The organism is Cellulomonas sp. Root137 (assembly GCF_001426725.1).
Taxonomy (GTDB): Bacteria; Actinomycetota; Actinomycetes; order Actinomycetales; family Cellulomonadaceae; genus Cellulomonas.
Genome location: NZ_LMFG01000004.1, coordinates 392,088 through 406,288, shown reverse-complemented (window position 1 = coordinate 406,288; position 14,201 = coordinate 392,088). Strand labels below are relative to the sequence as shown.

Genomic DNA, 14,201 nt, shown 5'->3' with positions numbered 1-14,201 from the left:
CCTCAGTCCAGGCCGAGGGCGGTGGCGATGGACACCACGTCGGACGAGATGCGCACCGGGACGACGTCGCTGCCGTCCGGTGTGCGCAGCGCCCACTGCGGGTCCTTGAGGCCGTGTCCCGTGACCGTGATGACGATGCGCGCCCCGGCGGGGACGCGACCCTGCTCGCTGAGCATGAGCAGACCCGCCACGCCGGACGCCGAGGCGGGCTCCACGAAGATGCCGACCTCGGCGGAGAGCACGCGGTGCGCGGCGAGGATCTGCTCGTCGGTGACGGCCTCGATGAGCCCGCCGGACACGTCCCGCGCCTCCTCGGCCTGCCGCCAGGACGCCGGGTTGCCGATCCGGATGGCCGTGGCGATGGTCTCGGGCTGGTCGATCGGGTGGCCCTTGACGATGGGCGCGGCGCCGGCGGCCTGGAAGCCCCACATGATCGGGGTGCGCGAGGCGACCGCGGTGTGCGCGGCGCCGGCGTCGAGCCCCGCGTACTCGCGGTAGCCCTTCCAGTACGCGGTGATGTTGCCGGCGTTGCCGACCGGGAGCACGTGGATGTCAGGAGCGTCCCCGAGGGCGTCGACGATCTCGAACGCTCCCGTCTTCTGGCCCTCGATGCGGTCGGGGTTCACCGAGTTCACCAGCTCGACCGGGTACGCCTCGGCGAGCTTGCGGGCGGCGATCAGGCAGTCGTCGAAGTTGCCGTCGACCTGCAGCAGCGTGGCTCCGTGGGCGATCGCCTGGCTGAGCTTGCCCATGGCGATCTTGCCGTCCGGCACCAGCACCGCGCAGACCATGCCCGCGCGGGTGGCGTAGGCCGCCGCCGACGCGGACGTGTTGCCGGTCGACGCGCACACGACCGCCTTGGCGCCCCGGCCGGCGGCAGCGGACATCGCGGTCGTCATGCCGCGGTCCTTGAACGACCCGGTCGGGTTCATGCCCTCGACCTTGATGAACACCTCGGCGCCGGTGCGCTGCGAGAGCGTCGGCGAGGGGACGAGCGGCGTGCCGCCCTCCCCCAGCGTGATGATGCGCTCCTGGACGTGCGCGGGCAGGCGGTCGGCGTACTCGGCGATGACGCCGCGCCACTGGTGGGCCATCAGGCTCCCTCGACTCGCAGGACGGACACGACACGACGCACGACGTCGAGGCCGGCGATGGCGTCGACCGTGCTGCGCAGCGCGTGCTCGGGGGCGGCGTGCGTGGTGATCACCAGGCGCGCGAAGTCGGCCTCGGGCGTCTCGGAGGCCGGCGACTGCCGCACTGCCTCGATCGACACGTCGTGCGAGGCCAGGACGGTGGCCACCTGCGCGAGCACGCCCGGGCGGTCGGCCACCTCGAGTCGCACCTGGTAGCGGGTGCGCGCCGCGGCGGCGGGCAGGACCGGCAGCTCGGCGTAGCGCGACTCGATCGGGCCCTTGCCGCCGAGCACCCGGTGGCGGGCGACCGAGACGACGTCCCCGAGCACCGCGGACGCCGTGGGCTCGCCGCCGGCGCCGCGGCCGTAGAACATGAGCTCGCCCGCGGCCTCGGCCTCGACGAAGACCGCGTTGTAGGCGCCCCGGACCCCGGCGAGCGGGTGGCTGACGGGCACCAGCGCGGGGTGCACGCGGACCTGCACGCCGTCGACCCCGTCGGCGGTGCCGCGCTCGGCGATCGCGAGGAGCTTGAGCACGTAGCCGGTGCGCTCGGCCCACAGGACGTCGTCGGCGGTCAGCGACGTGATGCCCTCGCGGGACACGTCGTCGATGGAGACGCGGGTGTGGAACGCGAGCGAGGCGAGGATCGCGGCCTTCGCGGCGGCGTCGTACCCCTCGACGTCGGCGGTCGGGTCCGCCTCCGCGTAGCCGAGCGCCTGGGCCTCCTTGACCGCCTGGTCCAGGTCGAGGCCCTCGGAGGCCATCTTGTCGAGCACGTAGTTGGTGGTGCCGTTGACGATGCCGAGCACGCGCGTCACGCGGTCACCCGCGAGCGACTCGCGCACCGGGCGGACGATCGGGATCGCTCCGGCGACAGCCGCCTCGAAGTACAGGTCCACACCGGCCTCGTCGGCCGCCGCGTAGAGCGTGGGTCCGTCCTGGGCCAGCAGCGCCTTGTTGGCGGTCACGACGGACGCGCCGCCGGCGATGGCCCGCAGCAGCAGGCTTCGCGCGGGCTCGATGCCGCCCATGACCTCGACCACCACGTCGGCGCGCTCGACGAGCGACTCCGCGTCGGCGGTCAGCAGGGCGCGGTCGACCACCGGGTCACGCGCGACCTCGACGTCGCGCACCGCGACCCCGACCAGCTCGAGGGGCGCGCCCACGCGAGATGCCAGGTCCGACGCCTGCGTCGTGAGCAGCCGCACCACCTCCGTGCCGACGACACCGCACCCGAGGACGGCGACGCGCAGGGGCGGATGGGCGGGCACGGGCGAGGGCACGGGACGGCCTCCAGTCGGATGGGTCGAGAGCGCCCCCAGGATAGGGGTGCGTCCCGACGCCCGGACCGCAGGTCCGACCGGTGGGCGGCTCAGCCGAGGTCGAGCCCGAGGAGGTCGTCCTCGGTCTCGCGGCGCACCAGCACGCGGCTGGTCCCCTTCGCCACGGCGACCACCGGCGGGCGCGGGACGTGGTTGTAGTTGGACGCCATCGAGCGGCCGTAGGCACCGGTCGCCGCGACGGCGAGCAGGTCGCCCGCGCGGATGTCGGCGGGGAGCTGCACCTCGTGCACCACGATGTCGCCGCTCTCGCAGTGCTTGCCGACGACCCGCGCCAGCACCGTCTCGAGACTCCCCCGCCGGCCGACGACCTCCGCGTGGTACCGCGCGCCGTACAGGGCCGGCCGGAGGTTGTCGCTCATCCCGCCGTCGACCGACACGTAGGTGCGGGTGCGGCCGTCGTCGAGCCGGACCGGCTTGACCGTGCCCACCGTGTAGAGGGTCAGACCCGCAGGGCCGACGATCGCGCGGCCCGGCTCGATGGAGAACCGCGGCAGCGGGGTGCCGAGCTCGGCGTTGGACGCCTCGACGGAGCCCGCGATGTCCTTGGCGATCCGGTCCGGGTCGAGGGCGACCTCCCCGGGCAGGTACGCGATGCCGTAGCCGCCGCCGAGGTCGACCTCGTCGACGAGCACGCCCGTCCGCTCGGCCAGCCGGGCCCGCAGGGTCAGCACCGCGCGTGCCGCCACCTCGAACCCCGAGGGGTCCAGGATCTGCGAGCCGATGTGCGAGTGGAGGCCCAGCAGTCGCAGCTCCGGGCGTGCCAGCACCTTCAGGAGGCCCTGCATGGCCGGGCTGTCCCCGTCGGGCGACGCGATCGAGAGGCCGAACTTCTGGTCCTCGTGCGCCGTCGAGATGTACTCGTGGCCGCCCGCGTGCACCCCGGTGGTCACGCGCACCATCACCGGCGCCGGCGCTCCCCCGCGGGCGGCGACCGCGTCGGCCACCCGGTCGATCTCCACCAGCGAGTCGACGATGATCCGGCCGACCCCCGCGTCCAGCGCCCGCGCGATCTCCGCGTCCGACTTGTTGTTGCCGTGCAGCCCGAGGTGCGCGCCGGGGACCCCCGCGCGCAGCGCCACCGCCAGCTCGCCGCCCGTCGCGGTGTCCACGCGCAGGCCCTCCTCGTGCACCCAGCGCGCGACCGCCACGGACAGGAACGCCTTGCCCGCGTAGTACACGTCGATGCCGGCACCGATCTCCGCGAACGCGGTCTCGAACGCGCGCCGGTAGCCGCGGGCACGTGCCCGCAGGTCCGCCTCGTCGAGGACGTAGGCCGGGGTGCCGTGCTGCGCGGCGAGCGTGCGCACGCCGACACCCCCGACCGTGACCGAGCCGTCGGCCGCCCGCGCGACCCCGGTGGACCAGGGCTCGCCGGGGATGAAGGTGGTCACATCCGCTCCGGGGCGGTGACCCCGAGCAGCCCCAGCCCGTTGGCCAGCACCTGGCGGGTGGCGTCGTTGAGCCACAGGCGAGTGCGGTGCGCGTCGCTGACCGGCTCGTCGCCGAACGGGACCACGCGGTGCTTCTCGTCGTACCACCTGTGGTAGCTGCCGGCGAGCTCCTCGAGGTACCGGGCGATGCGGTGCGGCTCACGCAGGTCGGCCGCCTGGGCGACCACGCGCGGGAACTCGGCGATCCGGCCGATGAGGACCGACTCGCTCTCGTGGTCGAGGAGCGACGCGTCGAAGCCGTCCTCGCGGCGGACGCCCGCCTCCGCGGCGTTGACCCCCACGCGGAACGTGCGCGCCGCCGCGTACTGGACGTAGAACACGGGGTTCTCGTTGGTCGCCCGCGTCAGCAGGTCGAGGTCCAGGTCGATCATCGAGTCGGCCGACGAGCGGGCCAGCGCGTACCGGGCCGCGTCCACGCCGACCGCGTCGACCAGGTCGTCGATGGTGACCACCGTGCCGGCGCGCTTGCTCATCCGCACCGGGGCGCCGTTCTTCACCAGGTTGACCAGCTGCCCGATGAGGATCTCCAGGTTCACGCCCGGGGTGTCCCCGAACGCCGCGCAGATCGCCATCATCCGGCCGATGTACCCGTGGTGGTCCGCGCCGAGCATGATGACGACCCGGTCGAAGCCGCGCTCGCGCTTGTCCAGGTAGTACGCGATGTCGCCCGCGATGTAGGCGGCCTCGCCGTTGGACCGGATGACCACGCGGTCCCGGTCGTCGCCGAAGGTCGTGGTGCGCAGCCAGGTGGCACCGTCCGCCTCGAAGATGTGGCCGAGCTCGCGCAGGCGGGCGATCGCGTGGTCGACGGCACCCGACTCGTGCAGCGAGTCCTCGTGGAAGTACACGTCGAACTCGACGCCGAAGCTCTCCAGGGACTGCCGGATCTCGGCGAACATCAGCTCCACGCCGCGTGCCCGGAAGGCCTCGTTGGCGTCGTCCGTCGGCAGCGTGCGCGGGTCGGGCTCCCCCGCGGCGAGCGCGTCGGCCACCACCTGCTCGGCGATCTCCGTGATGTAGGCGCCGCCGTAGCCGTCCTCGGGTGCGTCCTGGCCGAGGGCGCGGGCCAGCAGCGAGCGCGAGAAGCGGTCGATCTGCGCGCCGTGGTCGTTGAAGTAGTACTCCCGCGTCACCGCCGCGCCGGAGGCCTGCAGCACCCGCGCGAGGCTGTCGCCGACAGCCGCCCAGCGCACGCCGCCGATGTGCAGCGGACCCGTCGGGTTGGCGGACACGAACTCGAGGTTGAGCGCGACGCCCGCCAGCGTCTCGTTCTGCCCGTACTGCGTGCCCTGCGCCACGACGGACCGGGCCAGCTCGCCGGCCGCGGCCGCGTCGAGCCGGATGTTGAGGAAGCCGGGGCCGGCCACCTCGACGGCGGAGACCCCCTCGGTGGACGCCAGCCGGCGGGCCAGCTCCTCGGCGAACGCGCGCGGGTTGGTGCCGGCCTTCTTGGCCAGCTGCATCGCCACGTTGGTGGCCCAGTCGCCGTGCTCGCGCTGCCGCGGTCGCTCGAGGTGCACCGTCGCGGGGATCGCGGCGGGGTCGAGGGCGAACGTGCCGTCGTCGACGGCGTGCACGAGGGCGGCCCGGAGGGCCTCGGAGAGCTGAGCGGGGGTCACCGGAGAAGGGTACCGAGCCGGACAGAGCCCTCATGCAGCGGGAACGGGCATCCCGCAGATCATCCGCTGGAGGTATGGCGCCGGCCGATCCCCCGGTGTTGACTGCACCGCATGCCTGGGAACGGAGCCTGACCGGATGGTGCGACGGACCGGACTCATCGACACCGCGGTGGACGAGCTCCGCGGAAGGATCGAGTCGGAGCAGTGGCCGGTCGGGGCACGGATCCCGCCCGAGCCCGCCCTGGTGGACCTCCTCGGCGTCGGCCGCAACACCGTGCGCGAGGCCGTGCAGTCCCTGGTGCACGCCGGGCTGCTCGAGCGGCGCCAGGGATCTGGCACCTTCGTCGTCTCCCGCTACGAGCTCGCCGCCAGCATGGGCCGGCAGATCGGCGACGCCCGGCAGCGCGACGTCGTCGAGGTCCGACGAGCGCTCGAGGTGGAGGCCGCCCGCCTCGCCGCCCGTCGCCGCACCGCCACGGACGCGACCGGCCTGCTGAAGCGGCGCGACGAGCGCGCAGCCGCCTACCACGCGGGAGACCTCGAGGCGATGGTCGCGACGGACCTCGACCTCCACCGCGCCATCGTCCGCGCCGCCGCCAACCCGGTGCTGGCCACCCTGTACGAGAACCTCCTCGACGCCATCGGCGAGAACATCCGGTTCAACTTCGTCACCGACACCCACGGTCACGACGCCCACGACGCCCTGGTGGAGGCCGTCGTCGCGGGCGATGACGGCAAGGCCGCCGACGAGACCACCCGGTACCTGTCCGCGCTGCTGGGCGAGTGAGCCGCGGTGGTAGTGTCGTGCACCGCATGGACCCCCGGGTCCGGTGCCCGGCCCGCGTAGCTCAGTGGATAGAGCGTCTGCCTCCGGAGCAGAAGGTCGAAGGTTCGAGTCCTTTCGCGGGCACATATCACTGCAGGTCAGAGCATCAGACAGGGTCTCGTGCCAGATACGTGCCAGAAGAACTGGCACGATTCCGGCTATCGGGCATCCACGCGCGGGCCGACAACGGGGCGCAGGATCGCCTCCAGATCGCCCCGTCGGATCCTGACGAGCCGACTTCCGACCCGCACAGCCCGGAGCTCGCCGTCAGCGATGAGTCGGCGCACGAATCGGTCGGTGACCTGCAGTTCTGCGGCAACCTCCGCGACGGAGACGAACTCCGGTCGCTGGGCTTCTCTCGTTGATGCGGACATCCTTCCTCCTTGATCGAGCGCCGGGCGGCGCGGTTGAGGTTGATCGAGCGTTACCACCGCTCCAACACCGGCCCGGAAGCAACCGGGCTGGGCGGGGGCGTCCAGTTGGCCGGCGTCATCGAAGGGCGCAACGGCGGAATCGAAGGGCTGGGTCGGATCACAGAGCGCGGTGGCCGCGGATTCTCGGGATGGTGTTCCGCCCAGGTATCGGTGGCGGACTTCTCGGTGTGGCTGGTCGCGAGGATCCGGTCGAGGAGTGCTCGAGCTCCCTCGGGTTCGTTCCCGGGGAGACAGTCCGGGTCGGTTCGGTCGGTGGCGACGTAGAGCCGGTTGACGTGTCGGCCGCGGGTGACGGCGACGTAGAGGTCTTCGCGGCCCATCCCGGCGGTGACGACCGTGTGGGTCTCGTCGACCGTCACGCCTTGGGAACGCGCGGTGGTGGTCGCGTAGCCGAGCTCAACGCTCTCGGTGACGTACGCCGCCGGCAGGCGCAGCGTCCCGCCACCCGCGCCGGCGGGCTGGACCCAGAGGCCCCCGTCGGGCAGGACGGCGGTGATCTGCCACAGGTCGCCGTTGCGGACGAAGCCGTCGCTGGTGCGCAGTCGCCGGTTGTTGCGACGGGTCACGATGCGATCGCCGACGCCGCCGGTCAATCCGTCGCTCAACGCGATGCCGGTGGTGTGAACGGTGCCGCTGCGGACGCGTTCGGCGCGGTTCCGGGCGTTGAGCTCGTTGACGGTGCGCCGGTCGGCGGCCGCGAGCAGGACGACCTGGCCGTCCGCCTCGGCCGCTGCCGCTGCGCTAAGGGCCGCTTCGAGCATGTCGTCGTGGGCACCGTGGCTCACCCGACCGTGGCGGATGTACGCGTCCAGTGCGGCGGGGTCGCCATGACGCAGCTCGAGCGTCGCGCGGGCTTCCCACGGCTGGCTGAACCGCCACAGGCTGCGCAGCTCGGCCGTCGGTCCTCGGCGGGCGAGCATCCCGAACGCGCCGCACGCATCGACCGCTCCGCGTTGCCAGTGGTCCCCGACCAGGAGCACCTTCGCGTCGGCTTGGCCCGCCTGCTCGATGAGAGCGGCTAGCGAGCGCGTGTCGGCCATCGACGCCTCGTCGACGATCACGAGCTGGCCCCGCCGGAACCGCCACTGCTCCTGGTCCGCCGCAAGAGCGTGGCATCGTCCGTTGGCCGCGCGCGCTTGTCCCACGCGTTGGCGGCCGGGTCCTCCAGGGCGGCCATCTCCGTCCAGTACCGAACGGCGCGCCGGCTCGCGCCATCACCAGTGGACTCGTAGAGCCACTTCGCAGTGGTCTCACAACGCGACTCGAGAGCCCCGGAGAGCGTCGCTGCGGCGCTCGCTGACGGTGCGAGGCCGACGACGTCGCCGCGCATCAGTCGCCAGGTGTCCGCCAGTGCGGCCAGGGTCGTGGTCTTCCCGGACCCGGCGGGTCCCACCAGGACGTCCAGGGCCGCGCCGGAGAGCAACACCGCTTTCGCGGCCTCCCGCTGGTCCTCGGCGAGGTCGTTGAGTTCTCGGTCCGCAAGGCGATCGGCCAGCGCGGGGACTCCGAGTGGCAGGGCCGTCTCGGCGGCGTGGAGAAGGGTTCGCTCCGCCTCGAGCAGTTCCGCCGACGTGAAGCACTCTTCGCCGACCCGGTGTCGGCCCATGTCGGTGTCGTCGTCGATGCGTAAGCACGCATCGCCCGCCATCTTTACCAAGTCGTTGGTCAGCTCGAGTCGGTCATCGGGTGTGGCAAGACACAGCGGCTTCGAACACCGCAACGCGGCCGCGCCCAGGTTCCACGTCGACCACACCGAACGACGGGTCGAGACGTCCTCGAGGACCTGCGCAACGATCGCCGCCCTGACCTCGGGCCCAACATCGCGCGCCGCCAACGGCCGGCTGTAAGTGCCGGTCAGCGCCCGAGCGGCCAGGTCGACCGGCTCGAGCCCGGTCAGAGCCCGGGCCCGGTTGCCCCAATCCAGCAGCAGGTCACGCAGCGGGCGAACAACCTTGGGTGGGCGCGTCTCGCGGGTCAGGTGCTGGCGCGCGCGGGTCGTCTCGGTTCGCGATGGCGCCCTCCCGCGCTGCTCGGTGAACTCCTGAGCCCAGCGCTGCTCAGCGCAGTGGATCTGTTCGGAGCGGGTCGAGAACTCGGACAGCAGATCCTCACCCACGCCTTCCAGCTCGAACGTGGGGTTGCGTCGCTCGCCGCGGTCCCGCAGCGACCAGGCGACACCAACCCGCCGGGAGACCTCGTCCGCGAGAAGGGCGTCGTACAGCTCCGAGACCGTCACCACCGCTGCGTGCAGCGTGCGCCCGTCCACGGATCGCCAGACACAGTCGACACCCTGGACCTTGTTTGCGACGACGACATGGGTGTGCAGGTTCGGGTCGCCGGTGCGCGAGTCCCAGTGGTCGAACGCGGCAGCGAGCATCCCGCGTGTCTTGATCTGTCGGCAGCCCGCGGCACCGACCCGGGTTCGAATGACCGAGTGCTCGACGAACCTCAGCATCGACGAGAGCGCAGCCGTGTGCGCTTCGTAGATCGTTGCCCGGGTCTCCTCGTCCGCGAGACCCCACACCACCGAGACTGACTTCGGTGCGGTGACGGTCAGGTCGTACCCGGCAACCGCGTGCCGACCCTCCCCCGGACGGATCTGCGCATACGGCTTCCCGAGCGGCTCGCGGCTCATTGGATCGCACCCGTCGCGGAAGACCGCCGTCATAGCGCGTTCGGTCACCGCGGTGCCCGAACGCAGCTGTCCACCGCCGTTCGTAGGAAGACCGGAGCCGAGCCACCGCCCAGCGGGATTGCCGGTCTGCTCGTAGTAGGCCGTGAGCGACTCACCAGCGGACAGCCCAGCGTCGCCCGCAGCGACGTGCCTGGTCAGGTACGTGTACCCGTCGCTCACCGTCAGCTTGTGCATCGAGAGCACACGACACCGCCTCCCCGGAGCGGCTCGAGTTCGAGGGCTCCTAGAAGTAGGTGCGCCAGAGAACGCGTAAGACGCGACGTTGCTTCTCGGTTGGCGAGCGCACGCCAGCGGTCAAGGCGGTGCACCAGGCCTCCGCCGACGGAGTGACGCGTAGGGCACCGTTCCTCGGGGCCCGCCCCGATTCGTGAGTCGGGGGCGCCTGCGACACCATCGAGTGGGAGGTCAGAGCCGCTTCTCGACCAGAACGACGTCGCGCCACTGGTCCGCGAGTCTCCGGCCCTCTCGCGCAGGTCTGGGCGACCTACGCGTGCGGCGACGCCGCCGGCCACCGCGCTGCGAGACACGTTTCCTGCGATCTGGTCAGGTGGTTGCACCAGCCGACAGAATCGGCACCACCTGACGCCCGTCCGGTACAGCACAGAAGGGCCACCATGCCGCAGATGTCTCGAGTCGCCGTACTTCTCGACTGCGACAACGTCGGACACGTCTGGGCCAAGGGGATCCTCGCCGAAGCCGCCAGACAGGGCACGCTCAGCGTGAAGCGCGGGTACGGCGACTGGACGAGCCCACACTTGACCGGCTGGCGGGCCGAACTTCCCGGGCACGCGATCCAGCCCATCCAGCAGTTCGCCTGGGTTGCCGGCAAGAACGCGACCGACTCCGCGTTGATCATCGACGCGATGGACCTGCTGTACTCCGGAAACCTCGACGTGTTCTACCTGGTCTCCAGCGACAGCGACTTCACACGCCTGGCGGTGCGCCTGCGCGAGTCGGGCAAGACGGTCTACGGCATCGGAGCTCGCCACACACCCGAGGCGTTCCGCAACGCGTGCGACCGCTTCACCTACCTCGACGTGCTACCCGGCCAGCAAGACTCGCCCGCGCCGATGCTCTCGCAGAACGGGTCCTCAGCGGCGACCGCTACCGATGCCCAGACCCCCGAACCCTCCAAGCCGACCGCGGGCGCGGCACCCGAGGCCGTTCAGCCCGTTCCGGTCAAAATGATCCTGGCGGCCGTGGATGCCGCAGCGAAGGACGACGGCTGGGCGTTGCTCGCCAACGTTGGTCACTACATCGTCAACACCGACCCGACCTTCGACTCTCGCAACTTTGGCTACGCCAAGCTCAGCAACCTCGCAGCGAACGTCCCTGGCATCGAGACCCAGCTGAAACCCGATGCGAATCAGATAAATCAGACGTGGGTCCGGCGTGCGAGCGCTGTGATGGGCGGCACGCCTTCCTAGCGTCGGCCGCGGCGCTCCAGTTCGGCTTCCGCAGATCGAGCCTTCTCGCGCCACATTCGGGCCGCCTTGGGGTTCCGACCAGCTCCTCGGCGGATCGCCGAGGCGGCGTGCTCATCCGCAACGCGCACCCGATCACGCAACGCGTCGTCGGTGAGTCCTGGGAGGTCCTTCTCCCATTGATCGATGAGCCGGTTGCGTGACATCGCGAGTCGCCACCTTTCCCCGGAGCCTCACTGGACCGCGCCACTTCCTCGCCTACCGCGTTTGCTGCATTCAGCACCTGCGACCCGCGACGACCGCGGGCAACTGGACATGCGCCCACGAGGACGAGTGGTCATCGTGTGCGTCCTCGGTGTGCTCGTCGTCTGATCGCACCGCACGTAGTCGCATTCGACTTCGTTCGACGATCTAGGAAAGCGGCTCGTCGTCGTCGACCGTGGTGACCGGAACGGCCGCGAGCCCGACGAGGACGCCGGCGCGCGACAGGGCACGCAGCACGTCGTCGGAGACCATCGCCAGGCCCGGGGAGCGGTAGTACTGCGTGAGCTCGTCCACGACGCGCGCCCCCGCGAGGTCGCTGCTCCGCAACACGGTCCGACCCCCGGGGTCCACAGAGCGGACGAGATGCTTCGCCCGGCACGCGTGGTAGAGATGTTGCTCGGATCCGTCGCCGCTCTCGACCAGCACCGCCTGGGAGAGGATCCGATCGTTCGGTCCGGCGAGCCCCCGCAGGGCGACGACAAGACGGTCCGAGTAGAGCCAGCCGACCGAGTCGGTGAGCACGATGTCGTCGAAGGACCCGCGCACCAGGCGGAAGACGAACGGGTTGCCTTGCGGGTTGGGCAGCGGCTCGCGACGGTGATAGCTCGCCCACAGCCCCAGGTGCGCCTGGAACGCACGCGCGCGCTCGTCGGTGCTCGCGACGCGGGCGTGCTTCGTCAAGTCCGTCCGGGCCGGCCGCAGGTGGTACCAGCCCGAGGGCTCGTCGGGCACCCGCGTCATCGGGACGTCCTCGGGCGTCATGACGCCCTGCGGCAACGGTGCATAGAGGACCTCGCCGTCGTGCAGGCCCATGCCGATTGGGAACTCGATCGGCGAAGGGAGACTCGCGATGGCTCGGCCGAGCGCAGCAAAGGTGACGCAGCCGATCGCTTCGCGGTCGTCGTCGTCGCCCGGCACCGCCGGTCCGTCGACCCAGTGCGTGAAGTCTGCCGGCCAGTCGTCGTCGGGCAGGAAGCTGTGGGCGAGGAACACCCCCGTCCGGCCGTCGTCCACCTCGAGGTACAGGGCGACGACGTCCCCATCGGCCGCTGCTCGCTCGACTGCCTCGAGCAGGGTACGAGCCAAGGCGTGCTGAAGCGCCGTCTCGTCCATGTCGCGAGCCACGGAGGACTCGTCTGCGGCTGCGCGCACCGCATCCCAGTCGCCGCTGCGGGTCAGCCTGCCGATCTCGTCCCAGTCCACGTCACGTGTCATCGGCCCGTGAGGCTCCGCACTGGAGCCTTGCCGTTTCCCGTCTCGCGCACGCGTCGTACTCGGGCGACGATCGACGGAGCGCGTGAGGAGTCGACCATGTCTAGGACGGCGAAGTCTGCTGCCGCGAAGCAGAGCGAGATCCCGTCCACGCTACGGCGTTCCACGAGAAGGCGCAGCGCACCTCCGCACACACCTACGACGCGGCGCGCCCTTTGGGGCAGGCGAGAGTTCACCAGGGACGGGCGTGCACGAAAGCCGCCTAGGTGGGGGTGTCGAGGCTGGCGGTTGGGACGTCTTGCATTGCGGTTCGGGCCAGTGCCGCAAACGCGCGCCCACCCCCTCACCCCAAAGCGGACGGGCGTGACGGTGTGTACACGAGCGATGCGAGTTCGCGTCTCTCCTGCGCTGTCTGATGACGGGCGAACGATCACAGTTCCGACTCGTCTTGCACTGCGTGTCTCAATAGCGCCTGTCATCGCCGCTACGCGGCCGTCACTCCGCGACGTGGTGAGATACCGGCGTGAGTCGCAACTGGCCGAGCAGCGTCGACAGCCTCTGGTACTCGACGATGTGCGCGGTCGTGCTCGACCGGCTCGACGGCGTCGACGGCTTCAGAGCAGAACCCCGTGCATGGGTGCTGTCAGGAGAGGCCAGCGTCGACTCTGTGACCCTCAGATTGCTTGAGGACTATCGGGACAAGTCCCTGCAGTACGAGTTCAGAGCCAAGGACGCGAAGGCACTGCCGCGCCTACACACGTCGCTCCGGGCGCCGCGGCCGGCGACCAGCCGTGACGGCGGATCGATCACAGGGATTCTCGAGTCCGCGTCAATCGACTCCGTCCGTGGCGATGACGATCGCCTCGGCGCGCTCCTAGCCGACTTCAACCGTGCCGTCGGCGCGAGATCGGCGCCAGCTGCGGCCCGGCGGCGTTCGCCGGAGACAAGGATGAACAGGCAGCGCTGGTCGCTCGATCCCGGCGGTCGAGCCGTGCGCCGCACGCCCATCGGCCGAGCGACGGTGTGGAGTCGACTTGGACCAGACATCCCTTGGCTCGTTCGATTGCGACCTCGGGAACCGAGCTGGGCACCGGAGCGCGGCGCAGGCGTGGTGTGGGTAGCTGACACGATTGCATCAACCCGTCACTGGGTGACTCTGTGCTGGAAAGAGCCGACGACGACGTTGACAGGCAGGGCCATTCCGGCGCGCGCCGACGTACTTCGGTCGCTTAGGTGATGGAGGGACGATGACCGAGTACCCGCGGACCGCCCCGACTGAGTTGCTGGCCCTCGTGGACGAGCTCGCACCACTCGTGCACATGGAGGACGTCCGGGACTGGCAGGACGAACACGTCCGTTGGGAGGCATACCTGCGGGCGTTGGAGCGACCCGAGACTCACGATCTGTTGCGTCGCACCCTCTACATCGAGCCGGACCCCTCCGTCGCAACCTCTGCCGTGCTGGAGCGCTTCCGGACGTGTAGCCGAGAAGAACGCGCCATCTGGATCACTGCGATCCCGGAGGAGCGTCGCGAGATCCCGATCGCTCGTGCCCGCGACCTAACAACGTTGGAGGATCTCCAGTCTGGGGAACTGGTGCCCAGCGACTCGGAGATCATCAATTGGTCCCGTTGGCTACAGAATCGTGTGGCAGAACAGTCTTCCGACGAAGCCGTCTTGGCGAGCATCGCCGCCCACGGCCACGGCAGACGAACTCGCAACATCGCCACCGAGCGCCTCCGCATTTCCGGCCGCAAGAAGAGGCGCTGACTGTCGACGCTCTGAGAAAGCGTGTCGGGCG

11 protein-coding genes and 1 tRNA gene are annotated in these 14,201 nt (G+C 70.7%); 4 read left to right on the top strand and 8 right to left on the bottom strand.

Annotation, left to right across the window (positions count from 1 at the left end; translation table 11 throughout):
- Positions 1–2: 2 nt before the first annotated feature.
- The 4 genes from thrC to argS form a co-directional block, all read right to left on the bottom strand.
- Positions 3–1,094 carry a threonine synthase gene (gene thrC, locus ASD18_RS19380; RefSeq protein ID WP_056096276.1) on the bottom strand — a complete coding sequence of 364 codons (1,092 nt, stop codon included), beginning with the start codon at positions 1,092–1,094 and terminating at the stop codon, positions 3–5.
- Complete coding sequence (locus tag ASD18_RS19375; protein WP_235522477.1) at positions 1,094–2,416, bottom strand: homoserine dehydrogenase; 1,323 nt, start codon at positions 2,414–2,416, stop codon at positions 1,094–1,096. Before ASD18_RS19375 ends, thrC begins: the two co-directional genes overlap by 1 nt.
- A gap of 89 nt (positions 2,417–2,505) precedes the next feature.
- Positions 2,506–3,867 (bottom strand): diaminopimelate decarboxylase, encoded by a 1,362-nt coding sequence (gene lysA / locus ASD18_RS19370; RefSeq protein ID WP_056096271.1) that lies wholly within the window; start codon positions 3,865–3,867, stop codon positions 2,506–2,508.
- Complete coding sequence (argS, locus tag ASD18_RS19365) at positions 3,864–5,546, bottom strand: arginine--tRNA ligase (protein WP_056096268.1); 1,683 nt, start codon at positions 5,544–5,546, stop codon at positions 3,864–3,866. The genes lysA and argS overlap by 4 nt, the downstream gene beginning before the upstream one ends.
- 136 nt (positions 5,547–5,682) lie before the next feature.
- On the opposite strand from argS, the gene ASD18_RS19360 reads away from it, so the two are divergent.
- Both ASD18_RS19360 and ASD18_RS19355 read left to right on the top strand, forming a co-directional pair.
- Positions 5,683–6,333, top strand: a complete 651-nt coding sequence (locus ASD18_RS19360) for a FadR/GntR family transcriptional regulator (RefSeq protein ID WP_056096265.1) — start codon at positions 5,683–5,685, stop codon at positions 6,331–6,333.
- A 50-nt stretch (positions 6,334–6,383) separates the two neighbouring features.
- A tRNA-Arg gene (locus ASD18_RS19355) sits at positions 6,384–6,456 on the top strand.
- 74 nt (positions 6,457–6,530) lie between these two features.
- Here the strand turns inward: ASD18_RS19355 and ASD18_RS20875 are convergent.
- The 3 genes from ASD18_RS20875 to mobF are packed head-to-tail and all read right to left on the bottom strand — an operon-like array spanning position 6,531 to position 9,675.
- Entirely contained in the window at positions 6,531–6,746 is a 216-nt protein-coding gene (locus tag ASD18_RS20875) for an excisionase family DNA-binding protein (RefSeq protein ID WP_082574293.1), read from the bottom strand.
- Positions 6,747–6,796: 50 nt separating this feature from the next.
- Complete coding sequence (locus tag ASD18_RS21710) at positions 6,797–7,867, bottom strand: ATP-dependent RecD-like DNA helicase (protein ID WP_056096259.1); 1,071 nt, start codon at positions 7,865–7,867, stop codon at positions 6,797–6,799.
- Complete coding sequence (mobF, locus tag ASD18_RS21705; protein ID WP_156388101.1) at positions 7,864–9,675, bottom strand: MobF family relaxase; 1,812 nt, start codon at positions 9,673–9,675, stop codon at positions 7,864–7,866. Before mobF ends, ASD18_RS21710 begins: the two co-directional genes overlap by 4 nt.
- Positions 9,676–10,124: 449 nt before the next feature.
- Here mobF and ASD18_RS19335 point away from each other — a divergent pair, with 449 nt between their 5' ends.
- On the top strand, positions 10,125–10,928 hold the full coding sequence (locus ASD18_RS19335) for an NYN domain-containing protein (RefSeq protein WP_082574323.1): 804 nt from the start codon (positions 10,125–10,127) through the stop codon (positions 10,926–10,928).
- A 408-nt stretch (positions 10,929–11,336) separates the two neighbouring features.
- On the opposite strand, the gene ASD18_RS19330 is transcribed toward ASD18_RS19335, so the two are convergent.
- Positions 11,337–12,404: a hypothetical protein gene (locus tag ASD18_RS19330; RefSeq protein ID WP_156388100.1), complete on the bottom strand. Its 1,068-nt coding sequence runs from the start codon at positions 12,402–12,404 to the stop codon at positions 11,337–11,339.
- Between the two features lie 1,244 nt (positions 12,405–13,648).
- Between ASD18_RS19330 and ASD18_RS19325 the strand changes: the two genes are divergently transcribed.
- Positions 13,649–14,170 carry a hypothetical protein gene (locus ASD18_RS19325; RefSeq protein WP_056096247.1) on the top strand — a complete coding sequence of 174 codons (522 nt, stop codon included), beginning with the start codon at positions 13,649–13,651 and terminating at the stop codon, positions 14,168–14,170.
- Positions 14,171–14,201: the final 31 nt, after the last annotated feature.